This is a genomic window from Bradyrhizobium sp. WSM1417 (assembly GCF_000515415.1).
Taxonomy (GTDB): Bacteria; Pseudomonadota; Alphaproteobacteria; order Rhizobiales; family Xanthobacteraceae; genus Bradyrhizobium.
In genome coordinates this window covers 5,402,497-5,424,014 of the sequence record NZ_KI911783.1, presented here as the reverse complement: position 1 = coordinate 5,424,014, position 21,518 = coordinate 5,402,497, and the positions used below count along the sequence as shown (strand labels likewise).

Here is a 21,518-nt window from a genome sequence, read left to right as displayed (position 1 = left end):
CGCAGGCCCGGCCTGCGGTCGCGGAGCGCGCGACCATGCGTCCACCGCGCCCTTCCGCGCCAGGTGAAAGCTGCGCCCGCAGCGGCTTTGAAACTTATTGCGTCAGTTCGATGCTAAAGCCGCAATTCGGCAATCATACGGCGCGACGAACCTGTTTGACGCCTCGACGGGGACGGCCTGGGTCGAGGGCGCGCCAGGCAACGGTATTGGCGAATGGGTCACAGTCGAGTTCGAAACCCTGCGGCGGGTCAAATCGATCCATGTGCAGAACGGCTACCAGAAGAGCCCCGACATATTTGCCAAGAACAACAGGGTTCGCCAGCTCCGCGTGTTGTTCTCCGGGGGCGAGTCGCAGATCTTCATCCTCGACGACAAGCTGTCGGCGCAGCTGCTGGGATTGCGCTCGCCAATAGCCGCCTTTTGGCTGAAATTCATCATCGACGACGTCTGGGCCGGTAATAAATACACGGATACCGCGATCACAAAACTTCTGGTCAACTCGGATACGGTGCAATGACCGCAAAGACTGGGATCGCGGCGCGCGCAGCGCTTGTTGGGCTGCTTGCGACGTCAACCCTCGCCCCGGTGCGGGCACAGACATTGCCCGGCGGTTTCGTCTATTTGCGCGACATCGACCCCAGCATCGTCCAGGACATCCGCTACGCCACCTCGAACAATTTCGTCGGCCGTCCGCTCGCCGGCTACGGCGCCGGCGAATGCGTGGTGAAGCGGGAGGTTGGGCTGCGGTTGAAGGCGGTCCAGCAGGAACTGGCGGCGCAAAATCTCTCGCTGAAGATGTTCGACTGCTACCGGCCGGCGCGGGCCTCGCTCGACATGGTCAAGTGGTCGCAGAACGGCCACGAGACGGTTGCCGAGCGGCGCTACAATCCCAAGATTCCCAAGACCGAGCTGTTCCGCCTCGGCTACATCGCAAGCCGCTCGCAGCATTCGACGGGCGCCGCGCTCGATCTCACGCTGGTCGATCTCAAGGTGGACAATTCAGGCAAATACGACCCGTCAAAGGCCTACGCCGATTGTACGGCGCCGGTCGAGTCGCGCCCGCCCGAGGGCAGCGTCGACATGGGCACCGGCTATGACTGCACCGACGTGAAAGGGCACACCGCCGCACCGTCGATCAGTCCGGACCAGCGCGCCTGGCGCAAGCGGCTCGTGGCAGCGATGGCGAGGCAAGGCTTTGTGAACTATGCGAAGGAGTGGTGGCACTTTTCACTGCCGGGGGCGGGCGGTGCGCCGTATGATTTCCCGATCCAACCGCGGCGGAACTGATTCCGCGCCGAGGACACGAGATGACCCAGCCCAGCTTCGCGACCCACGAGGTCTTCAACCAGTCACCGCCGTTCGAGGACGCCGATCTCTTCGCCGCGGACCAGCCGCTGCTCGCGGCGGTCAGGACCAATGGCGGTGCGGCCGCGGAACGGGAGCTCTCGGAGTTCGGCAAGCATTGGGGCTCGGCCGCGATGGCCGACCGCGGGCGCGCCGCGAACGAGAACATGCCGAAGCTGCGCAGCTTCGATGCCAAGGGCAATCGGCGTGACCAGGTCGAGTTTCATCCGGCCTATCACGAACTGATGGCGCACAGCGCCCGTGCCGGCGTGCACAATTCGACGTGGACCGCGGATGGAAAACCCGCGGGCGATGCCGCGGAGGTCATCCGCGCCGCAAAATTCTACATGGCCGCGCAGGTCGAGACCGGCCATCTCTGCCCGATCACGATGACGGGCGCCTCCGTGGCGGCGCTGGCGATGCAGCCTGATCTGCTCGCCAGGGTGATGCCGGCGCTGTCGACGAAAAGCTACGATCCCAGCTTCGCGCCGTGGTGGGAGAAGCGCGGCATGACGCTCGGCATGGGCATGACCGAGAAGCAGGGCGGCACCGACGTGCGCGCCAACATGACGCGCGCGGTGCGCGACGGGGGCGCCTACCGCATCACCGGCCACAAATGGTTCATGTCAGCGCCGATGTGCGACGCCTTCCTGGTGCTGGCGCAGGCGGACCAGGGACTGACCTGTTTCTTCATGCCGCGCTTCGCGCCGGATGGTTCGGTGAACGCGATCCAGTTCCAGCGGCTGAAGGACAAGCTCGGCAACCGCTCCAATGCGTCATCCGAGGTCGAGTTCGTCGGCGCCTATGCGGAAGCCGTCGGCGACGAGGGCAAGGGCATCCGCACCATCATCCAGATGGTGCAACTGACGCGGCAGGATTGCGCGATCGCCTCGGTCGGCCTGATGCGCTCGGGGCTCGCCCACGCGCTGCATCACGCCCGGCACCGCAGCGTGTTCCAGAAACATCTCGCCGATCAGCCGCTGATGCAGGCGGTACTCTCGGACATGGCGCTGCACGTGGAGGCGAGCACGGCGCTGGTGATGCGGCTCTGCCGCGCGTTCGATCGGACCCCGCACGATCCGGCGGAGGCCGCCTATATGCGGCTGCTGACGCCTGCGATCAAATACTGGACCTGCAAGAGCGCGCCGCCGTTCCTCTACGAAGCCATGGAATGCCTCGGCGGCAATGGCTATGTCGAGGACGGCATTCTGGCGCGGCACTACCGGGAGGCGCCGGTCAACGCGATCTGGGAAGGTTCGGGCAATGTCATGTGCCTCGACGTGCTGCGCGCGCTGTCGCGCGAGCCGGAGGCGGCGATGGCGGTGCTGCAAGCGCTTGCTGCCGAAACGAACGGTCTGCCAGGGGCAGGTGATGCCGTCTCGTTCATCGGCAAGACTTTCCGGCGCGCGGACGGCGAGCGCGTCGCAAGGCTCGCGGTCGAGAAGCTGGCGCTGCTGGCGGCCTCGGCTGCGCTCAACGACGTGTCGCCGCGTCAAGCCGAACTGTTCGCCGCCACGCGCCTCGCCGCCAATCACGCCAGCATGTACGGCGCGGTCGAACTCGAAAGCGGCGATGTACGCGCGCTGCTGGAGCGCGCGCTGCCGTGAGCCTGCCAAACGAAAGCCTCCTGATGGACTCCCTCAATCCCGATCATCCTCCGCTCACCGAGATGCCGGCGCCGCCGCGGGTCTGGAAGTTCTGGGGCACGGCGCTGTGGGGCATCGTTATCTTCGCAGCCATGTTCGTCGGGCAGATCGGGGCCATCGTCTATCTGGTCTGGGTCGCCCGCGACCCAATCGACCTCGCATCGATGCAGCATGTCGGTCGCGAGCCTGCGTCGCTCGCGTTTTCGGTCACGATGGGCCTGCCGGCGACGCTGGCCGCGGTGTGGCTGGCCATCCGCATCAAGAAGGCCTCCTTCGTCGACTATCTCGCGTTGTATTGGCCGTCCTGGAAGCAACTCCTGTTCGGCGCCGTCGGGCTGATCCTGATCGTGGTCGCCTGGGAGACGATGTCGCGGAGTCTGGGCCGCGAGGCGACGCCGGGCTTCATGACCGATCTGTTGAAATCCGGCCGCGACACGGGCGCCGCCGTGATGCTGCTGTTCGCCTTCAGCGTCGCCGCGCCGATGTCGGAAGAGGTTTTGGCGCGCGGCTTCCTCTATCGCGGCTGGTCTGCGAGCTTCCTGCGCGTGCCCGGCGCGATTCTCCTGTCGTCGCTGCTGTGGACGGTCGTGCACCTGCAATACGATCTGTACTTCCTCGCCGAGGTATTTAGCATAGGCCTGTGGTTCGGCTACATGCGCTACCGTAGCAACTCACTGTGGCTCACGATCGTGCTGCACGCGCTGAACAATCTGACCGCGGTGGTGCTGACGATGTGGCTGGGGAGCTAGCCCGACGGTCGCGCACGTTCCGTCATTGCGAGCGAAGCGAAGCAATCCAGAATCTGTCCGCGGAGAGACTCTGGATTGCTTCGTCGCAAGGGCTCCTCGCAATGACGAGAAGGAGAGCTGCGCTCGCAAATGACGAGTTCTAGGCCACCAGCGCGATCGCGATCGGCATGGTGATCGCCGCCAAAATCGTCTGCAGCGTGATGATCTGCGCCAGTAGCGGGGCATCGCCGCCCATCTGGCGGGCCAGCACATAGGCGCTGGTGGAGGTCGGCACCGCGGCGCAGATCGCGACGATCGCGAGGCTGTCGCCGGACAGTCCGAACCAGACGGCAAGCACCAGTGCGATCACGGGCATCAGCACCAGCTTGAACATCACGCCGACAGCGGCGCCCGTGCTGGGGCGGAGCAGGCCCTCGAGATGCAGGCCGGCGCCGGTGACGAGCAGGCCGATGGCGAGCGAGGAGCGGCCGAGTGCATCTGCCACCTCATGCCAGATCTTCGGCAGCGGCAGATGAACGACATTGATGACGAGACCGATCGCGCAGGCCCAGATCAGGGGATTGCGGACGACCGTCATGACGATCGCGCGCGCGGATTGTTTCTCCGGCGCTGCGTAGTGCGCGAGCACCGCGACGCTGAGGACGTTGACCAGCGGAATGATCGCCACCATCGCGACGGAGGCGAGCGCCAGCCCGACCTCGCCGAACATGTTGGCGGAGACGGACAGCGCCACATAGGTCTGCCAGCGGATCGCGCCCTGGAAGATCGAGGTGAAGGCGGGGCCGTCGATATCGAGACGCGACAGGGCCGGGCGGAGCGCGAGGCAGAGCAGCGACATCGCGAGCGCCGACAGCAGCAGCGCGCCGCCGACGCCGGCGACCGGCACCTTGGACAGGTCGGCCTTCACCAGCGTCTGGATCAGCAGCATCGGAAACAGCACGAAATAGGTCAGCCGCTCCAGCCCGTTCCATTGCGTGTCGAGCCGCATCAGGGTGCGCTTCAGCACCACGCCAAGCACGATCAGGATAAAGACGGGGAGGAGCGCCGCGACTACGACGGCCATGGATCAGTCAGGCCCCGGGGCTGCGCGCAGATTGGCGAGGCGGTCGAGCGCGCCTTGCAGGATGAAGATCGCGGCGTGCTCGTCGATCACTTCGGCGCGCTTGGCGCGGCTGACATCCATGCCGATCAGTTCGCGCTCGACAGCGGCGGTCGACAGGCGCTCGTCCCAGAGGCCGATGGGCAGCGCGGTCAGGCCGGCGAGGTTGCGGGCAAACGCCCGGGTCGATTGCGCGCGTGGGCCCTCGCTGCCGTCCATGTTGATGGGCAGGCCGAGCACGAAGCCGACGGCCTTGCGTTCACTGGCAATCGCGAGCAGCCGGGCGGCGTCCTGCTTGAACGCCTTGCGCTGGATGGTCTCGACGCCGGTCGCTAACCGACGGTCCGGATTGGACACGGCAACGCCAATAGTCTTGGTACCCAGATCGAGTCCGACCAACCCGCCGCGTTCGGGCCAGTGGGTTGCAGCATCGACGAGAGGCAGGATAAGAGCCGGCATGGTGTAGCGCATATCACGCGTCGCGCTGCGGAGTGAACCTGTAACTATGGATACGCTGACATTATTCGGCCTGTTGGCCGTGACGGCGATGCTGGTCACTTACGCCCTGGAAGACCGCAGCCACTGGTTCGTGCTGCTGTTCGCAATGGCCTGCGTGCTCGGTTCGGCTTATGGCTTCCTGCAAGGGGCCTGGCCGTTCGGCGTGATCGAAGCGATCTGGGCCGTTGTGGCGTTGCGGCGCTGGCATCTCAGGCCGCGATGATTTCGTCGTCTTGCTTCAGGCAGGCGGCAAACCCGCTCAGCGCGCTGGTTTGATGTCCGGCACGACGCTGGATGAAGAGCGTCTCGACATGCGCGTGCGAATGGCTCAGCGCGTGGATCGATACGCTGCCATTGATCGCACTGCGTTCGACCACGGCGCGCGGCAGCAGCGTCACGCCCATGTCGGCGGCGACACAGCCGATCATGCCGTCGAGGGTGCCGAGCTCGAAGCGTGCGGCCGACGGCCAGCCGAACTCGACAAAGATCTGTTCCAGCCGCTGCCGGTAGGTGCAGCCGGCGCGGAACGTCAGCGCGGTCGGGCCGGATTCCGGCGTCCCGGCGCGCAGCTCGGCGAGCGTGGCCCAGCGCCGCGCGCTCACCAGCACCAGCTCTTCGCGGAACGCGCTTGTCGCGGTGAGATCGGCATGCGCGATCGGACCTGCGACGAAGGCGCCGTCGAGCGTGCCTTCGAGCACGCAAGCGACGAGGTCGGCGGTGGGCGCGGTGCGCAGGCTCAGCCGCACGGCGGAAAAGCGGCGATGAAAGTCGGCCAGCAGCGGCGGCAGCCGCACCGCCGCGGTCGTTTCCATCGAGCCGATCGCGAGCGGTCCCTTGGGCTCGCCGTCGTCGCAGGCAGCGAGCACGGCCTCACGCGCTAATGCGGACATCCGTTGCGCGTAAGGCAAAAGGCGCTTGCCCGCGCCGGTCAAGGTCATGCCGCGGCTGTGGCGTTCGAACAGCGGCGTACCGATCTCCGCCTCCAGCGCCTTCACGCGCTGGGTGACGTTCGACTGCACCGTGTTGAGCTCTTCGGCCGCGCGGGTGATGCCCCCGGTGCGGGCGACGGCGGCGAAGGTCTGGATGTCGCTGAGTTCCATGGCATCGTTTCTCGTTTGAGATGGCAGCGTTCTCTAGAATTCAATTTTAGAGAATGGTATTCTGGACTAATGCTGGTGTCGAGAGCGGAGGAGCCATGCCGATCACCACGCCGCTGACCCAGCTCCTGGGGATCAAACATCCGATCCTGCTGGCTCCGATGGACACGATCGCCGGCAGCCGGCTGACGCGGGCGGTCAGCGAGGCCGGCGGCTTCGGCATCCTGGGTGGTGGCTACGGCGATCAGGAACGGCTCGAGGCCGAGACCAGGCAACTGAGCGGCTGTGCCTCGTTCGGTATCGGTTTCATCACCTGGAGCCTCGCAAAACAACCAAAACTTCTCGACATCGCGCTCGCTGCCAATCCGCAAGCGATCATGCTGTCGTTCGGCGATCCCGCGCCATTTGCAGCGCGCATCAAAGCGTCCAGGGCGCGCTTGATCTGCCAGGTGCAGAGCGAGGACATGGCGAAGCAGGCGCTCGACGCCGGTGCGGACATCCTGATCGCGCAGGGGACCGAAGCCGGCGGCCACGGCGCATCGCGCACCACCGTCGATATCGTGCCTGCGATCGTCGATCTCGCGGCCGGGGGCGTGCCGGTGGTTGCCGCCGGCGGAATTGCCGATGGTCGCGGGCTCGCGGCGATGATGATGCTGGGCGCCTCCGGGGTGCTGATCGGCACGCGCTTCTATGCGAGCGTGGAGGCCAATGGCGCGGAGGAGGCGAAGCAGCGCATTCGCGACGCCGATCCCAATGACACGGTGCGCGGCGTCATCGTCGACTGGTCGCGCAGCCTGTTCTGGCCGGCGCCGTTCACCGCGCGAACGCTGGTCAACGATCATATCAGGCGCTGGACCGGCCGCGAGATCGAACTGATGCAGCGCGCCGCCGAGGTGACCGTCGAATATGCCGCGGCAAAGGCTGCGGGCAATTTCGAGGTCGCGGCGGTGTTTGCCGGCGAGGCTGTCGGCCTGATCCATGATATTCCGTCCGCCGCCGAAATCGTCGAACGGATTGCGACCGAAGCCGAGCAACTGCTGACCGGCCGGCGAAATTCCAGCGTGTCCGCCTAAACTGCGAGAGAACAACCATGTGGCCGAACCGTCGACTGATCGATCTCTTCAAGACCGAATTCCCGATCGTGCTTGCGCCGATGGCTGGCGTGATGGATGCGGAGCTGGTGATCGCCGTTGCACAAGGCGGCGGGCTCGGCTCGCTGCCGAGCGCGATGCTGTCGCCGGACAAGGCGCGCGAGCAGGTCAACATCATCCGGCAGCGCGTCTCCGCGCCGGTCAACATGAACTTCTTCTGCCACACACCGGTCGAGCTCACGGCCGAGGCGGAGGCGCGCTGGAAGCAGCGCCTTGCGGGCTACTACCGCGAGCATGGCCTCGATCCCGCCGCACCCATCAATGCCGCGAACCGCGCGCCGTTCGACGCCGGCTTTTGCGAGATCGTGGAGGAGCTAAAGCCCGAGATCGTCAGCTTCCATTTCGGCCTGCCGGAGGCCGCGCTGCTCAAGCGGGTCAAGGCGGCAGGATGTCTCGTCATCTCGTCGGCGACCACGGTGAAGGAAGCGGTCTGGCTCGAGCAGCACGGCGCTGACGCGGTGATCGCACAAGGCGCGGAGGCCGGCGGCCATCGCGGCATGTTCCTGACCGACAAGATCTCTGAACAGCCCGGCACCTTTGCGCTGGTGCCGCAGGTGGTCGACGCGGTGAAGGTCCCGGTGATTGCGGCCGGCGGTGTTGCGGATGGCCGCGGTATCGCGGCGGCGTTTGCGCTCGGTGCGGCAGGCGTGCAGATCGGGAGTGCCTATCTGCGCTGTCCGGAATCCAAGGTCAGTACGGCGGCCCGCGCGGCGCTCGCCGAAGGGCGGGATGATTCCACCGTCATCACCAATGTCATGACCGGGCGGCCGGCGCGCGGCGTCCAGAACCGCCTGATGCGCGAGGCCGGCCCGATTTCGCCGGACGCGCCGCCATTTCCCCACGCCGCAACGGCGCTGGGACCGCTGAAGGCTGCGGTCGAGAAGCAGGGCAGCGTGGATTTCACCAATCTCTGGGCCGGGCAGGCCATCGCCCTGGGTCGCGAGGTCCCGGCAGCCGAATTGACCCGGGATCTCGCCAAATCGGCGCTTGCCCGGATGAAGGCGCTGGCCGGATAGCTCCCGGCGCCGGTTGCGGCGCAAAAGCGGCCTCTGCTATACGGCACATAGGTTTTGCCGTGAGAGGCCTTATATAATGTCCGTCGACGCCGCTACCGTCCGCCGCATCGCGCATCTTGCGCGCATTGCGGTTTCCGAGGGCGAGGTTCCGCATCTGCAGGGTGAGCTCAATGCGATGCTCGCCTTTGTCGAGCAGCTCTCGGAGGTCAATGTCGAGGGCGTGGAGCCCATGACCTCGGTCACCCCGATGCAGATGAAGAAGCGAGTGGACGTGGTCAATGACGGCGAGATCGCCGACGATATCGTTGCCAACGCGCCCGCGACCGAAGGTCACTTCTTCCTGGTGCCGAAGGTCGTCGAGTAACTTTTAGGACGCTGTCGATGTGCATGCTTTGCGACGACGAGAAAGCCTATCAGGCTTACATGAACTATCTCGACAAGATGGAGCGGCAGGGCAAGGCTGCCGATCCCAACGTCGCCGTCAATGCCGTGCTCGACGAGATCGAGGCGGCTGCGAAAGCGGCCGCCAAGAAAGACGATCCGGCCAACGACAAATCCCTGTCTCCGTTCTTTTGCAGCCCGATCAATAAATGACTGATTTGACATCGCTGACGCTCGCCGAGGCCCGCAAGGGCCTCGCGGCCAAGACTTTCACGTCCCTCGAGCTGACCGACGCGCATCTGAACGCGATCGAAGCCGCGCGCGTGCTCAATGCTTTCGTCATGGAGACCCCGGACCAGGCGCGGTCCATGGCGCGCGAAGCGGACGCCAGGATCGGGAAGGGCGATGCGGGGCCGCTCGCCGGCATTCCGCTCGGCATCAAGGACCTGTTCGCGACCAAGGGCGTGCGCACCACGGCGTGCTCAAAAATCCTCGGCAATTTCGTGCCGACTTACGAGTCCACCATCACCTCGCAGCTGTGGCGCGACGGCGCGGTGATGCTGGGCAAGCTCAACAATGACGAGTTCGCGATGGGCTCGTCGAACGAGACCTCGTGCTTCGGCCCGGTCGGCAATCCCTGGCGGCGTGATGGCTCCAACACGACACTGGTGCCGGGCGGCTCGTCCGGCGGCTCGGCTTCCGCAGTGGCGGCTCTGCTCTGCATGGGCGCGACCGCGACCGACACCGGCGGCTCGATCCGCCAGCCGGCGGCGTTCACCGCAACCGTCGGCATCAAGCCGACCTATGGCCGCTGCTCGCGCTGGGGCATCGTCGCCTTTGCCTCCTCGCTCGACCAGGCCGGTCCGATCGCGCGTAGCACGCGCGATGCCGCGATGCTGCTGCGCTCGATGGCCGGCCACGATCCGAAGGACACGACCTCGGTCGACATGGCCGTGCCGGACTACGAGGCTGCGATCGGCAAGTCCGTGAAGGGCATGAAGATCGGCATTCCCAAGGAGTACCGTCTCGACGGCATGCCGGCCGAGATCGAAAAGCTTTGGGAAGCGGGCGCGGCCTGGCTGAAAGCGGCCGGCGCCGAACTCGTCGAAGTGTCACTGCCGCACACCAAATACGCCTTGCCGGCCTATTACATCGTGGCGCCGGCGGAGGCGTCCTCCAACCTCGCGCGCTACGACGGCGTGCGCTTCGGGCTGCGCGAGCAGGGCCGGAACATCAACGAGCTCTACGAGAACACCCGCGCCGAAGGGTTTGGCGCCGAGGTGAAGCGCCGCGTCATGATCGGCACCTACGTGCTCTCGGCCGGCTATTACGACGCCTATTATTTGCGCGCCCAGAAGGTGCGCACGCTGATCAAGAAGGACTTTGAGGATTGCTTCGCCAAGGGCGTCGACGCGATCCTGACGCCGGCGACGCCGTCGGCGGCCTTCGGCATCGGCGAGAAGGGCGGGGCCGACCCCGTCGAGATGTACCTCAACGACATCTTCACGGTGACCGTGAACATGGCGGGCCTGCCGGGCATCGCCGTGCCCGCCGGCAAGGATGCGCAGGGCCTGCCGCTCGGCCTGCAGCTGATCGGCCGGCCCTTCGACGAGGAGACGCTGTTCTCGCTCGGCGAGGTGATCGAGCAGGCCGCCGGCCGCTTCACGCCGGCGAAATGGTGGTGAACATGGCGGCGTGTATCGCCAGCCTCGACGGCGCCGCGCCGCCACCGGATCTCAGCGCGCCGCTCGCCGCACTGTGGTGGGCCGCCAAGGGCGACTGGGACCAGGCGCACAGAATCGTCCAGGACGAGAGCAGCCGCGAGGCCGCGTGGGTGCACGCCTATCTGCACCGGGTCGAGGGTGACCTCGGCAATGCCGGCTACTGGTACCGCCAGGCCGGCCAGCCCGTGGCAACGGATTCATTACAAGCAGAGTGGGATCGGATCGCTGCCACGCTGCTCGGGAGCAAAACATGAGCACGGCCACGCACAAACTTCTCAAGGGCGCCACCGGTGACTGGGAGATGGTCATCGGCCTGGAGGTCCACGCTCAGGTGACGTCGAACGCGAAGCTGTTCTCCGGTGCCTCCACCGCGTTCGGCGGCGAGCCGAACACGCATGTGTCGCTGGTCGACGCGGCGATGCCGGGCATGCTGCCCGTTATCAACGCGGAATGCGTCAGACAGGCTGTCCGGACCGGGCTCGGGCTGAACGCGCAGATCAATCTGCGCTCGGTGTTCGACCGCAAGAACTATTTCTATCCGGACTCGCCGCAGGGCTACCAGATCAGCCAGTACAAGTCGCCGATCGTCGGCGAAGGCGAGGTCGTAGTCGAACTCGATGGCGGCAAGACCGCCACGATCGGCATCGAGCGGCTGCATCTGGAACAAGATGCCGGCAAGTTGCTGCACGATCAGTCGCCGACCATGTCCTATGTCGATCTCAACCGCTGCGGCGTGGCGCTGATGGAGATCGTGTCGAAGCCCGACATCCGCGATGCCGAGCAGGCCAAGGCCTATGTGACCAAGCTGCGCTCGATCCTGCGCTACCTCGGCACCTGCGACGGCGACATGGAGAAGGGATCCCTGCGCGCCGACGTCAACGTCTCCGTGCGCAAGCCCGGCGCGCCGCTCGGCACCCGCTGCGAGATCAAGAACATGAACTCGATCACCTTCATCGGCCAGGCGATCGAGTACGAGGCCCGGCGCCAGATCGAAATCCTCGAAGACGGCGGCGCGATCGACCAGGAGACCCGGCTCTATGATCCCAACAAGGGCGAGACGCGGTCGATGCGGTCCAAGGAGGAGGCGCACGACTATCGCTACTTCCCCGATCCCGACCTGCTGCCGCTGGAGTTCTCGCAAAGCTTCGTCGACGAGCTGAAGGCTGAGCTGCCCGAGTTGCCGGACCAGAAGAAGACGCGCTTCGTCGCGGATCTCGGCCTGTCGGCCTACGACGCCAGCGTGCTGGTCGCCGAGCGCGAGAGCGCGGTGTTCTACGAGACCGTGCTGGAGAAGCTCGCCAACCGCGCGCGCGACGGCAAGGTCGCAGCGAACTGGGTCATCAACGAGCTGTTCGGCCGTCTCAACAAGGAAGGCCGGGATATTACGGACTCTCCGGTCGATGCCGCACAGCTCTCAGGCATCATCGACCTGATCGGCGAGGGTACGATCTCCGGCAAGATCGCCAAGGATCTGTTCGAGATCGTCTGGCAGGAGGGCGGCGATCCCCGCGCGCTGGTCGAAAGCCGCGGCATGAAGCAGGTCACGGATCTTTCGGCGATCGAAAAGGTTGTCGACGACATCATTGCGGCCAATCCCGACAAGGCGGCGCAGGTCAAGGACAAGCCGCAGTCGCTCGGCTGGTTCGTCGGCCAGGTGATGAAGGCATCCGGCGGCAAGGCCAACCCGCAGAGCGTCAACGAGCTGCTCAAGTCCAAGCTCGGCATCTGACCTCGCGCGTTCGAACGAGGTGACGGACAGGCGTCGTTACCTCGCTTTCGGTTCGCGACGCGACGCTCGCGCGCATCTTCTACGACGAACTTCATCCCGATCGAACGCGATACGCCGACCGAATCGCCGTCACGCGATTCGCGCAAAACGGCGACTTGCACACGCTCCGACGAGCGCTCGCGCCGTTAATCATGAAAATATTTTCGTTGCCAAAAGTCGCGACTCAGAGTCCGCGAAGCGCCTTTGCGAGGCGCTCGCGCGATCGGCAGGATGCATCATTGCAACGATCGCGCGCGATGCACGCGTGCAGGAAAATACTTGCCGTATAGTGTTTTTCTACAATCGCATCTTTTGCAAACGTCGATGTCGCGGGCACTCTCTGCGATCGCAAGCACACCTCATGCAGTCCGTTTGCATCGCGTTCGCCAGCGCAGCCGCGTTTCGTCGTCAACACTTCTTTAAGCGAGACGCTGTTTTTTTCGTTGTGTTGGTGTATTCGGGATGAGTGTGCACTCGATCCCCGACTGCATGCAGCGATTAAGCCATCTCACACATCGGAGGGCAACATGGCCAAGAAAGCTAAGAAGGCAAAGAAGGCGAAGAAGGCGAAGAGCGCAGTGAAGAAGACTGCGAAGAAGACCCGCAAGGTCGCCAAGAAGAAGTAACTTCGCTTTTTGAAGTTGCCGGCTCCTAGAGAGCCGGCACGTCATCAGCGCCTCTCAAAAGGCTCTGGTCGACGATAGAGGGTGTCGGCGAGACATCAGGTCAACGGTCGGATCGTTCTCTTCGCGGGTTCGCTCGCAAAGCCCGGTCCGGCAGAAGAAACAAGTTTTCTTCGTTCGGTGCGGTTCTCCGTAAGGGCTCCGCAATTTCACAGGCGGTCTTCGGGCCAACGTGGAATCTGGTCCTGACGTGTTCGCCGACGCCCTCGTTCTCATGAGGCCGGGGTATTGCCGGCATTCCTTATCCCGACATTGCTGATCTGACCGCGATGTGGCTGTGCTGCCCCCTGAGCAGTCAGGGCTATCGCATATGAGATCTCAGCGCCGCCTGAACGAGCGCCTCGTCCTTCGAGACGCCCGCTTCGCGGCCTCCGCAGGTTGAGGCTCAGCTGCATCCATCTGCGTTGATGCTGCCGCATACTCGTCCCATCCTGAGGGCCCGCCGCAGGCGGGCGTCTCGAAAGGGTGGCCGCAGTCGAACTTCCCGCCATATGTTTCTTCATAGCGCGCCCTGCTTGAGCAGGGAGGCTGCGGCGCAATTGCACGCTGTTCGCGCGCCGCTTCTCATTCGCGGTGTCATCGCCCGGCTCCGATCGGGCGATCCAGTACGCCGCAGCTTCTCGTGGGACCATTGTCTCTGGGATACGGCGGACGACAGCGGGCGGGGACACCACAGGACGCGCCTCACCGTCCGCAATGGTTATCGTTCTCCCAAAATCCCAAGGTAAACCGAATCTGACGAATTGCAGAAGTGCCTGCAAAACCGGGACTTCTTGCATTTGTCGTGCGCGCCTGGGGCGGGCGCGTTTACGTCTGCTTCATCGCGATACTTAAACTGCCATTCAAATTTGCCCGCCATCATTACCTCCAACAAGCCGGCAAACGGCACGGGCAAAAAGCCTCGGGGATGAGTTGAACAGTTGATCGGACGGGAGCCGCGCTCGGGGGACGAGGCGGCATAAGAAAAAAGGGGATGCGTTATGTTTCAGGGTACTTTCGATCTGGAGACCGCGACGCCGATCGACGCAGGCGCGCTGTCGGACGTGCTGTTCGAGCGTGGCCTCTATTGGGCGAGCGGACGCTCCGGTCTCGTCGATCTCGTCGCCGCGCACAAATGGTTCAACCTCGCCGCGCTCAAGGGCCGCAAGGACGCCGTGACGCTGCGCCAGGAAGTCGCCGGGCAGATGTCGGACGCCGACATCTCGGCCGCGCAGCGCGAGGCGAGGGCGTGGGTCTCCGCCCATTGAGCGGAGAATCACGTTCTTGGTTTCACAGGCGAAGCTGATTTGTGCTGAATCCGGTTCCCTCGTGGTCCGCCAACAGGATTCGGAGCGGCATGAGGCCACCGTCGCGTGTCAGGTGAAGGAACGCACAGGTCTCGGATTCTGCTGCGTGGTGGCGGAGAGGGAGGGATTCGAACCCTCGATACAGCTTGAGACCGTATGACGCTTTAGCAAAGCGTTGCCTTCAGCCACTCGGCCACCTCTCCGGTGCGAGCCTTATGCATCTAATTACTTGGGCTGGTCAATTTGGAAGCGTGTGTTTTTGCTCGAATATTCCCAGCGAATTCCGAAACTAGGCGGTTTGCGGGGGCGACTGCCCTTGTCGCCGACCGCCTCCATCGAGTGATTCAATTGCAAGTGATTGTTTTGATTGTCTCTTTCCGCGATTCGCCACAAGCTATGGAGCGGTGATCGCTGTCAGATCGGCCGACCGGGTCCCCTGTCAGGCTGCGGGAAGGGCGCTCTCACTATATTAGTCGGGATAACTCGCTCGCCGGCTGAGGAGCTACCCCCTCGCGCCAGGCGTCGCCGCTTGCTCTTCCTTCGACTGCCCGGCTGCGCCGCTACGGATCTCATCCTACTTACGATGTCAGGACGCAGAGCATCCAGCTCGGTAGCTCACCGCGAGATATCGATAGGCAACATCCGCAGCGCTTCGAGACTTATGCCTTTTCAGTCGGCCCTGACGACAACAGCGATCTCCGCAAGCGGCTCGAAAAATCATTTCATCGCTTTGTCGATTGCGAGCACAGCTCGACGGCGAAGTCCTGAAAGCGATCGACGATGCGCAGATCGATATTCTTGTCGATCTTGCAGGCCATACGCGCAATGCCAGGCTGTCGTTGTTCGCGCCCAGGCCGCCTCCGATCGTCGTCAACTATCTCGGGTTCGCGGGAACGTCGGGGAGCAAGGAGCTGTTCCACTACATCATTGCCGATCAAATCGTGCTGCCAGATCAAAACAGCCAGTTCTGCGATGAGAAGATCGTTCGTTTGCCCGGCAGCTTCATGCCGCGTGAAAATCACGTCGGGACCCTGGACGATGCGGCGCCCAATCGGGCCGATCACGATTTGCGGCAGGAATGGACTGTGTTTTGCTGCTCCAACAATGCCTACAAGATCAATCCGGCCGTCTTTGGCTCCTGGATGAAGATCTTGAAGAGCGTGGACCAGTCGGTCGTGTGGTTGTCCGACGTTGGCGAGATCGCAAAATCGAATCTGCGGAAGGAAGCCAAGGGCAGGAGCGTCGACCCGCGCTTGATGGTCAGGCCAGCCAAGTCTCGAAGGACTGGAGCGCGGCGAGTCCCTGGTTGATTCCACGATTCGGGCGCCCAGACCCACAGGGGGGCGTCTCAATGGATGTGCGGGGCCGGTGCCGGAACTTTTGACGGCAGATGAAGCCCCTCGAAAAAGCGCAGTAAAATCAAGATGTTACGAAGCTGCCTTGATCACATCTGCGTGTTATTTGTGCAACACCCGTCGGAAAACACGCTCCATCCGGTCGTTCGGAAGCGTTCTGTTGTTGTGTGTGCAAGGGCGTTCGGTAATTGTGACTGAGCGACGGAGGGGGGCATCCCGAGGTCGTCCCGTCTTAGGTGGTTCGCTTAAGTCCCTCGCGTTCAGCGGGTGTGTCCGAAGGCGCGAAGCGACTAAGCGGTGAATTTAAGGGACAAGGGAACCAACCTTAGGGTGTCTTCACCCAGCGGATCCGGAACCTTCCCTATGGCAAACTTGGAGGTTTAACATGAAGTTGGTTAAGAGCCTTTTGCTCGGTTCCGCGGCGGGTCTGCTCGCTGTTGGCGGAGCGCAGGCAGCCGATCTCCCCGTGAAGGCCAAAGCGGTCGAATACGTGAAGATCTGCTCCCTGTACGGTGCGGGTTTCTACTACATCCCCGGCACTGACACTTGCATCAAGCTGGGTGGTTATCTGCGCGCTGAAGTCGCGCTGAACACCAACTCGGACTTCAGCGGTCAGCTATCCGGTAACAACGGTGCGCGCAACCGCCTGACGAACTACTACACCATGCGCGCTCGTGAAGATCTCAACATCGACACGCGTACCGCGACCGAATACGGCGTCGTCCGTACCTTCTTTGACGGCGTGTTCTCATGGACGACCGGCAATTATCAGGGCACCGGCAGCGCGGCTGGCGGCACTGCCTATAGCAGCACGCTGGCGCTCAACACCTCCGGCGCGACCCCGGCGCTCGTCGGTGGGTCGATCAACGGCAACGACGGCGGCACCTCGGGCGGTTCGCTCGGCGTGTACTACGCCTTCATCCAGTTCGCTGGGTTCACGATGGGTAAGGCCGTGTCGCAGTTCGACGCGCCCTGGACCAACTATCCCGGCAACAACTTCGACAGCCTCGTCGGCGGCTCCGGCACGGTCACTGGTGTCAACCAGTTCTCCTACACCGCTGACTTCGGTCAGGGCGTGACGGCAGCATTCTCGGCTGAAGACCGGGCAGCTTACTATGATGCCGGTAATCTGAACATGTCCGGCGCGACCGCGGGCGGCATGATCGGTGGCGCTTATGGCTCCAACGGCATCGGCGGTACCCGTTCGCCGAACCTCGTCGCTATGGTCCGCGTCGACCAGGCCTGGGGTCTGTTCCAGGCATCGGTCGCTGCGCATGACAACCACGTTGCCTACTACGGCGCCACCGAGCCGACCGGCCACCCCGACGACAAGTGGGGTTGGGCTGCTCAGCTCGCTCTGTCGATCAAGAACATCCCGACTGGTGCGGGTGACGTGATCAACATCCAGGGCGTCTACACCGATGGCGCGACCCGCTACAACTTCCAGAACCTCGCGGGCAGCAGCTACTCGATGTTCGGCGGTTCCGGCATTGCCTACCAGAGCGTCGGCTTCGCCAATGCTCCGGACACGGTGTATGTCACGGGCAGCTCGCAGGAGTCGGTCAAGACCTGGGGCTTCCGCGGTGCTTACACCCATAACTGGGATCCATACTGGAACACCGCGATCTACGGTGCCTACGCTCAGGCGCAGTACGGCACGCTTGCCAAGACCACGCTTTGCGGCGCTGGTGGTGCTGGCGGCGTGTTCGGTGGCCTCGCGGGTGTGACGGGTTGTAACCCTGACTTCGCCATCGGCCAGGTCGGTCTCATCACCCGCTGGACTCCGGTCAAGAACCTGACGTTCTCGGCTGACGTGAACTGGACCCATCTCGACCAGAAGTACGCGGGCACCGTTGCTTACGCCGGTGCCGGCGCCACGGCCAAGCCGGCCGCTGTGTACGAGCTCAAGGATCAGGACACCATCACCCTGCTCCTCCGCGCTCAGCGCAACTGGTAACGTTCGGTCTAACGACCTGACAGAGAGCCCCGGCGGGAAACCGCCGGGGCTTTTTTATGCATCTGGCGGACCACGGATCTCCGATATGTTCTGAAGACGAGCGGAGTGTGGAATGATGCGTAGCTTTGGGTTGATCAAGAGCTGGGTTCGGATCGCGCGATCAAGTCCAGTTCAGCCGCCGCGGCAAGAGGCGGGGTCGCCGGCAGGTCCTTGAGATCCTTGGCCATCACGACGTCCAACGGGGTCTGCCCGTCTCGACCGCAACCAGCGCGAGTCGAGCTGCATAGAGCGAACTAAGCCGCGTCGACGACGTCGGAGTTCAGGCGTGCTGCGACAGCCGCAGAAGAGCCGGCCGATAGGGCGCTTGCGGATCGTCGTCCTCATTCGAGGGAATGGCGCAGGAGCCGAATTCCTGCCTGATCCGCTCCATCTCGGCGATGCGCTCGTGCAGCCGCTGCAGATGCTCCGGCGATTTCGCCCGCCAGAATCGAAATGTGTCGGCGGTGAGCGGCAGGAACGCGGTGCCGAACAGCGTCGGCTCCGGAACGACGGTTCGCCCGAGCAGCAGAAACTTGTCGGCACCGGAGACGACGAGGGTCGCGTAGCCGCGGTTTCCGATCCTCTTGATGCCATTCAGCGACCATTCGGCGAGCTTGCTGAAATAGGGCTCCTCCCGCCAGCGATCGGGGCAATGGTCGTCGACGGTAACGTTGACCGCGTCCTGGCTGAAATGCACGATGATGCCCGAGTTCGCGGGAAACCAGTCGTCGTCGAGATGGCCTTGCAGCCACGCGCAGACGAACGAACGGCACATCTGGGGACGGCGCTCGTAGATGCTGCATCCCGTGCCGGCCTGCCAATGACTGCACAGCTGGTTTACCGGCTTGTCGACGGCGGCCACCTCGAGGATATCGCAGCAGGCATTGCACGAGCCGCATTGCCGGGCTGGCTGGGCTGTCCTCGTCGCGCTGGTTCCGCGAAAGCCCTGGCCGTCGCGGACCAGTAGCTTCTGCTTTTCCAGCGCATTCAACGCACGTTCGATTTTGAGACGGGACAGTCCGGTGGCGTCGATCACGCCCTTCATCGTCGTCGCGCCTGCCTCTACCGCACGGGCGACGCTCAACATTGCCTGATCCATTTTTGTAGTTCTTTTCTTCTCTTATTTCGGCGCGCCCAATCCACCCTGCACGATCTTCTCGTTCAGCTTCTCACCGTACGGTAGGGAGCACTCCGGCCGATGCTGATGGCCCGGCCTCAAACGCCGGGAGCTGACCGCGTTATCCCCTCGCGCTGATGCCTTGTTATCAGATCGCCGCAAGCGAATCGTCATAGGCACGCTGCTATTCCACGCTGCCGGCGCCGCGGCGCAAATCGGCCTCGATCTGCAACCGCGTGCCGCCGCCGAAGCGGGCGCGGTAGACCTGAAGGTTCTCCATGATCCGCTGCACGTAGTTGCGTGTCTCGGAGAACGGGATCAGCTCGACCCAGTCGACCGCGTCGACCTTAGGATCGCGCGGATCGCCGTAGCGATCGATCCACTTCTTCACACTGCCGCGGCCGGCATTGTAGGCGGCGAAGGTCATGATGTAGGAGCCGCGATAGTCCTCGAGCAGCCCACCGAGCTCGGCCGAGCCGAGCGTGGCGTTGTAGGCCGAATCGTTCTTCAGACGCGCCAGATCGTAGGTCCCGCCGTGCCGCTTGCAGACATAGCGCGCGGCGTCCGGCGTCACCTGCATCAGGCCATAGGCCTGTGCCGGCGAGACCACACGGGGATTGAAGGCGCTCTCCTGCCGCGCGATGGCGTAGATGATACTGCGCTCGACCTCGGGGCCGATCGGCGTGAACTGCGGAATGCCGTTGACGGGATAGGCATAGAAATCGAACGGCAGGCCGCGATTGAGCGCGGCCTTGCCGAGCAGCAGCATGCCGCGCGCGTCGTTGTGGCGCTGGGCGAGCTCGCCAAGCCCGGCAAGCGCTTCGGGATCGCCGTTCTCGCCCATGTCGGCGAGCAACGGTATCGCCATCTCGCGCTCGTCGAGCTCGTAGAGCAGCTGCGCGGCGCGCACGATCTCCAGCCGTTCGGCACCGCGGCTGCGCGGCTGAGCGTTGAGCTCGATCTGCGGCAGGCCGAGCTTGGCGCGTGCGAGCTGGCCGTAATAGCTGGTGGATTGCTCGGCTGCCCGGGCGTAGGCATTGCGCGCCTCCTGCTGGCGGCCGGCTGCTTCCGCGGCGCGGCCCTGCCAATAGCCGGCGCGCGCCAGCGTGGTCGGATTGACGCTGCCGATCCCGATGCGGGCAAAATGCTGGGTGGCGGCCGCGGGATCGTTGAGAAAGCGTAGGGCGATCCAGCCGGCGGTGAACTCCTGCTCGGTCTTGTAGATGTCGCGCGAGGGCAGGGCCGCATCGCGCGCGATCAGATAGGCGCTGCGGAATTCCTCGGTGTCGATCATCTTGCGCGCCAGGAGGCGCCGCTCGATCCACCATTCGTCGAGATTGTAGAGCCGGCCCGGATCCTTCGGTGCCGACAGCATGAGCTGGGCGGCTTCCGCAAATTTCTCCTCGCGGCGCAGCAGCTGTATCTTGCTGAAGATGAAGCCGGGATCGCCGTGCAGCTCGCGCGGCACGGCGTCGAGCAGCGCACGTGCGTTCGGCGCTTTCTTGAGGGAGGCGATGCGGGCCTTGGCGAGTGCGACATAGCCGGCGCCGAGGCGCTTCGCAGCACGCAATGCGGCCTCGTTCTCGCTGCCGTAGAGCAGCGTGTCCATCCGCGCCTTCTGATCGCCGGGCGTCAGCAGCGCGCCGAACTGGTCGAGTGCGTTGTTCTCGGTGTCTTCCGACATCGGGTCACTGCGCCAGGCATCGCGCACCAGACGTTCGGCGTTGGCGCGGTCGCCGCGCGCCAGCATCGCCTTGGCAAGCGTGAAGCGGCCCTTGGCGGACACTGGCGATTCGTTCTCGAACCACGACCACGCGACCTGGTCGTCGCGCCTGTCGTCCCACATCGCGGCCTCGAGGCGCCGGCGCAGGAAGGTTTGCGACGGCCAGCTCGGATTGGCGGAGAGGAAGGCGCGGTAGCGCTCCACGGTCGCGCCATTGTCCTCACTGCGAAGGATGATCCATTCCGCGAGTTTGCGCGCGACGGGGTCCGAGATCGTGGCCGCGGCATTGGTGGCGTCGCCCGCCTTGCGCTTGCGCACGAGCTCGATCACGGTCTCCAGCGTGTCCTTGTCGGCTTGCGACGTCGAGGAGGTCGCGGCAACCGCGGCCGGTGTGACCGGCTTGCGCGGGGCGGCATGCTGGCGGGTCGCAGGAGCCAGGACAGGAGCCGCGACGGGCTTGGCCGGGGCCGGGGCGGTCGATCTGACGACGGCCGTCGCAGCCGGCGTGGGGGCGGTCTTCGGGACCGAGCCGCCAGCAGTCGACGTTGACTTTGGCGCGGCAGCCGTGGGCTTCAGCTTGTCCTTCGCAGGTTCCTTGCCTGCGTTCTTGCCAGCATCCTTGCCCGCATCCTTGGCAGGCTTCTTCGCGGCATCCTTGGCGGGGGCACTGGTCGCGCCCTTGCTTGCCCCCTTGGCGGCGTCCTTCGGAGTTTCCTTGCCGGTTCCCTTGGACGCGCCCTTCGCGGTGTCCTTGGCGGCTGGCTTCGCGGTATTCTTGGCGGTTTCCGCCGTTGTCTCGTTGGATTTGGCCCAGGCGGCGCAGCCAGCCGACAGCCCTGTCATCAGGCACACGATCAGGCCGGTGGATCGCCATGCGGCGCGCGG

Annotated in this window: 20 protein-coding genes and 1 tRNA gene; 15 read left to right on the top strand and 6 right to left on the bottom strand. The window is 64.3% G+C overall.

The features are described from left to right. The first annotated feature begins 97 nt into the window (after nt 1-97). From BRA1417_RS45710 to BRA1417_RS0126415, 4 genes are read left to right on the top strand one after another with little or no spacing between them, the layout of a single operon-like run. A complete protein-coding gene (locus tag BRA1417_RS45710; protein ID WP_027518379.1) occupies nt 98-517 on the top strand; it encodes a hypothetical protein in 420 nt (139 codons plus the stop codon). Beyond that, a complete protein-coding gene (locus BRA1417_RS0126425) occupies nt 514-1,287 on the top strand; it encodes a M15 family metallopeptidase (RefSeq protein ID WP_027518378.1) in 774 nt (257 codons plus the stop codon). The genes BRA1417_RS45710 and BRA1417_RS0126425 overlap by 4 nt, the downstream gene beginning before the upstream one ends. A 20-nt stretch (nt 1,288-1,307) precedes the next feature. After that, nucleotides 1,308-2,951 carry an acyl-CoA dehydrogenase family protein gene (locus BRA1417_RS0126420; RefSeq protein ID WP_027518377.1) on the top strand — a complete coding sequence of 548 codons (1,644 nt, stop codon included), beginning with the start codon at nt 1,308-1,310 and terminating at the stop codon, nt 2,949-2,951. A 23-nt stretch (nt 2,952-2,974) separates the two neighbouring features. After that, nucleotides 2,975-3,739: a CPBP family intramembrane glutamic endopeptidase gene (locus BRA1417_RS0126415; RefSeq protein ID WP_027518376.1), complete on the top strand. Its 765-nt coding sequence runs from the start codon at nt 2,975-2,977 to the stop codon at nt 3,737-3,739. A 139-nt stretch (nt 3,740-3,878) separates the two neighbouring features. Here the strand turns inward: BRA1417_RS0126415 and BRA1417_RS0126410 are convergent, their stop codons facing one another. Both BRA1417_RS0126410 and ruvX read right to left on the bottom strand, forming a co-directional pair. Next, nucleotides 3,879-4,802 carry an AEC family transporter gene (locus tag BRA1417_RS0126410; protein ID WP_027518375.1) on the bottom strand — a complete coding sequence of 308 codons (924 nt, stop codon included), beginning with the start codon at nt 4,800-4,802 and terminating at the stop codon, nt 3,879-3,881. Nucleotides 4,803-4,805: 3 nt separating this feature from the next. Further along, nucleotides 4,806-5,297, bottom strand: coding sequence for a Holliday junction resolvase RuvX (gene ruvX, locus BRA1417_RS0126405; protein WP_007603328.1), 492 nt, complete (start codon nt 5,295-5,297; stop codon nt 4,806-4,808). Nucleotides 5,298-5,343: 46 nt separating this feature from the next. Between ruvX and BRA1417_RS0126400 the strand changes: the two genes are divergently transcribed. Further along, nucleotides 5,344-5,559, top strand: coding sequence for a hypothetical protein (locus BRA1417_RS0126400; RefSeq protein ID WP_027518374.1), 216 nt, complete (start codon nt 5,344-5,346; stop codon nt 5,557-5,559). On the opposite strand, the gene BRA1417_RS0126395 is transcribed toward BRA1417_RS0126400, so the two are convergent. After that, nucleotides 5,546-6,436, bottom strand: a complete 891-nt coding sequence (locus BRA1417_RS0126395) for a LysR family transcriptional regulator (RefSeq protein ID WP_027518373.1) — start codon at nt 6,434-6,436, stop codon at nt 5,546-5,548. The two genes, BRA1417_RS0126400 and BRA1417_RS0126395, sit on opposite strands and share 14 nt — an antisense overlap. Nucleotides 6,437-6,531: 95 nt before the next feature. Here BRA1417_RS0126395 and BRA1417_RS0126390 point away from each other — a divergent pair, with 95 nt between their 5' ends. From BRA1417_RS0126390 to BRA1417_RS0126350, 8 genes are all read left to right on the top strand, one after another. Further along, nucleotides 6,532-7,506, top strand: coding sequence for a nitronate monooxygenase family protein (locus BRA1417_RS0126390; protein ID WP_027518372.1), 975 nt, complete (start codon nt 6,532-6,534; stop codon nt 7,504-7,506). 17 nt (nt 7,507-7,523) lie between these two features. Next, nucleotides 7,524-8,600, top strand: a complete 1,077-nt coding sequence (locus BRA1417_RS0126385; protein ID WP_027518371.1) for a nitronate monooxygenase family protein — start codon at nt 7,524-7,526, stop codon at nt 8,598-8,600. 76 nt (nt 8,601-8,676) lie between these two features. Further along, complete coding sequence (gene gatC, locus BRA1417_RS0126380) at nt 8,677-8,964, top strand: Asp-tRNA(Asn)/Glu-tRNA(Gln) amidotransferase subunit GatC (RefSeq protein ID WP_027518370.1); 288 nt, start codon at nt 8,677-8,679, stop codon at nt 8,962-8,964. Between the two features lie 17 nt (nt 8,965-8,981). After that, nucleotides 8,982-9,194 carry a hypothetical protein gene (locus BRA1417_RS0126375; protein ID WP_007611210.1) on the top strand — a complete coding sequence of 71 codons (213 nt, stop codon included), beginning with the start codon at nt 8,982-8,984 and terminating at the stop codon, nt 9,192-9,194. Further along, complete coding sequence (gene gatA, locus BRA1417_RS0126370; protein WP_027518369.1) at nt 9,191-10,666, top strand: Asp-tRNA(Asn)/Glu-tRNA(Gln) amidotransferase subunit GatA; 1,476 nt, start codon at nt 9,191-9,193, stop codon at nt 10,664-10,666. Before BRA1417_RS0126375 ends, gatA begins: the two co-directional genes overlap by 4 nt. Further along, the gene (locus BRA1417_RS0126365) at nt 10,657-10,959 is read left to right on the top strand and encodes a hypothetical protein (RefSeq protein WP_027518368.1); all 303 of its coding nucleotides are present in this window, start codon (nt 10,657-10,659) and stop codon (nt 10,957-10,959) included. The genes gatA and BRA1417_RS0126365 overlap by 10 nt, the downstream gene beginning before the upstream one ends. Further along, nucleotides 10,956-12,434, top strand: a complete 1,479-nt coding sequence (gene gatB, locus BRA1417_RS0126360; RefSeq protein ID WP_027518367.1) for an Asp-tRNA(Asn)/Glu-tRNA(Gln) amidotransferase subunit GatB — start codon at nt 10,956-10,958, stop codon at nt 12,432-12,434. Before BRA1417_RS0126365 ends, gatB begins: the two co-directional genes overlap by 4 nt. Before the next feature lie 1,702 nt (nt 12,435-14,136). Further along, a complete protein-coding gene (locus BRA1417_RS0126350; RefSeq protein WP_007611206.1) occupies nt 14,137-14,403 on the top strand; it encodes a hypothetical protein in 267 nt (88 codons plus the stop codon). 149 nt (nt 14,404-14,552) lie between these two features. Here BRA1417_RS0126350 and BRA1417_RS0126345 read toward each other — a convergent pair. Then, nucleotides 14,553-14,645 (bottom strand) — tRNA-Ser (locus BRA1417_RS0126345). Between the two features lie 534 nt (nt 14,646-15,179). Between BRA1417_RS0126345 and BRA1417_RS46330 the strand changes: the two genes are divergently transcribed. Both BRA1417_RS46330 and BRA1417_RS0126335 read left to right on the top strand, forming a co-directional pair. Further along, nucleotides 15,180-15,752 (top strand): hypothetical protein, encoded by a 573-nt coding sequence (locus BRA1417_RS46330; RefSeq protein WP_027518366.1) that lies wholly within the window; start codon nt 15,180-15,182, stop codon nt 15,750-15,752. A 430-nt stretch (nt 15,753-16,182) separates the two neighbouring features. Next, complete coding sequence (locus BRA1417_RS0126335; protein ID WP_027518365.1) at nt 16,183-17,754, top strand: porin; 1,572 nt, start codon at nt 16,183-16,185, stop codon at nt 17,752-17,754. Nucleotides 17,755-18,073: 319 nt separating this feature from the next. Here the strand turns inward: BRA1417_RS0126335 and BRA1417_RS0126330 are convergent, their stop codons facing one another. Together BRA1417_RS0126330 and BRA1417_RS0126325 are read right to left on the bottom strand one after the other, a co-directional pair. Further along, entirely contained in the window at nt 18,074-18,892 is an 819-nt protein-coding gene (locus tag BRA1417_RS0126330) for a YkgJ family cysteine cluster protein (protein ID WP_027518364.1), read from the bottom strand. Between the two features lie 202 nt (nt 18,893-19,094). Further along, entirely contained in the window at nt 19,095-21,476 is a 2,382-nt protein-coding gene (locus BRA1417_RS0126325; RefSeq protein ID WP_035969543.1) for a transglycosylase SLT domain-containing protein, read from the bottom strand. Between the last annotated feature and the right edge of the window lie 42 nt (nt 21,477-21,518).

Excerpts from the sequence above, each read along its gene's own strand:
- BRA1417_RS0126425 (WP_027518378.1), top strand. The coding sequence starts at position 514 with ATGACCGCAAAGACTGGGATCGCGGCGCGCGCAGCGCTTGTTGGGCTG.
- BRA1417_RS0126420 (WP_027518377.1), top strand. The coding sequence starts at position 1,308 with ATGACCCAGCCCAGCTTCGCGACCCACGAGGTCTTCAACCAGTCACCG.
- BRA1417_RS0126415 (WP_027518376.1), top strand. The coding sequence starts at position 2,975 with ATGGACTCCCTCAATCCCGATCATCCTCCGCTCACCGAGATGCCGGCG.
- BRA1417_RS0126410 (WP_027518375.1), bottom strand. The coding sequence starts at position 4,802 with ATGGCCGTCGTAGTCGCGGCGCTCCTCCCCGTCTTTATCCTGATCGTG.
- ruvX (WP_007603328.1), bottom strand. The coding sequence starts at position 5,297 with ATGCCGGCTCTTATCCTGCCTCTCGTCGATGCTGCAACCCACTGGCCC.
- BRA1417_RS0126400 (WP_027518374.1), top strand. The coding sequence starts at position 5,344 with ATGGATACGCTGACATTATTCGGCCTGTTGGCCGTGACGGCGATGCTG.
- BRA1417_RS0126395 (WP_027518373.1), bottom strand. The coding sequence starts at position 6,436 with ATGGAACTCAGCGACATCCAGACCTTCGCCGCCGTCGCCCGCACCGGG.
- BRA1417_RS0126390 (WP_027518372.1), top strand. The coding sequence starts at position 6,532 with ATGCCGATCACCACGCCGCTGACCCAGCTCCTGGGGATCAAACATCCG.
- BRA1417_RS0126385 (WP_027518371.1), top strand. The coding sequence starts at position 7,524 with ATGTGGCCGAACCGTCGACTGATCGATCTCTTCAAGACCGAATTCCCG.
- gatC (WP_027518370.1), top strand. The coding sequence starts at position 8,677 with ATGTCCGTCGACGCCGCTACCGTCCGCCGCATCGCGCATCTTGCGCGC.
- BRA1417_RS0126375 (WP_007611210.1), top strand. The coding sequence starts at position 8,982 with ATGTGCATGCTTTGCGACGACGAGAAAGCCTATCAGGCTTACATGAAC.
- gatA (WP_027518369.1), top strand. The coding sequence starts at position 9,191 with ATGACTGATTTGACATCGCTGACGCTCGCCGAGGCCCGCAAGGGCCTC.
- BRA1417_RS0126365 (WP_027518368.1), top strand. The coding sequence starts at position 10,657 with ATGGTGGTGAACATGGCGGCGTGTATCGCCAGCCTCGACGGCGCCGCG.
- gatB (WP_027518367.1), top strand. The coding sequence starts at position 10,956 with ATGAGCACGGCCACGCACAAACTTCTCAAGGGCGCCACCGGTGACTGG.
- BRA1417_RS0126350 (WP_007611206.1), top strand. The coding sequence starts at position 14,137 with ATGTTTCAGGGTACTTTCGATCTGGAGACCGCGACGCCGATCGACGCA.
- BRA1417_RS0126335 (WP_027518365.1), top strand. The coding sequence starts at position 16,183 with ATGAAGTTGGTTAAGAGCCTTTTGCTCGGTTCCGCGGCGGGTCTGCTC.
- BRA1417_RS0126330 (WP_027518364.1), bottom strand. The coding sequence starts at position 18,892 with ATGGATCAGGCAATGTTGAGCGTCGCCCGTGCGGTAGAGGCAGGCGCG.
- BRA1417_RS0126325 (WP_035969543.1), bottom strand. The coding sequence starts at position 21,476 with ATGACAGGGCTGTCGGCTGGCTGCGCCGCCTGGGCCAAATCCAACGAG.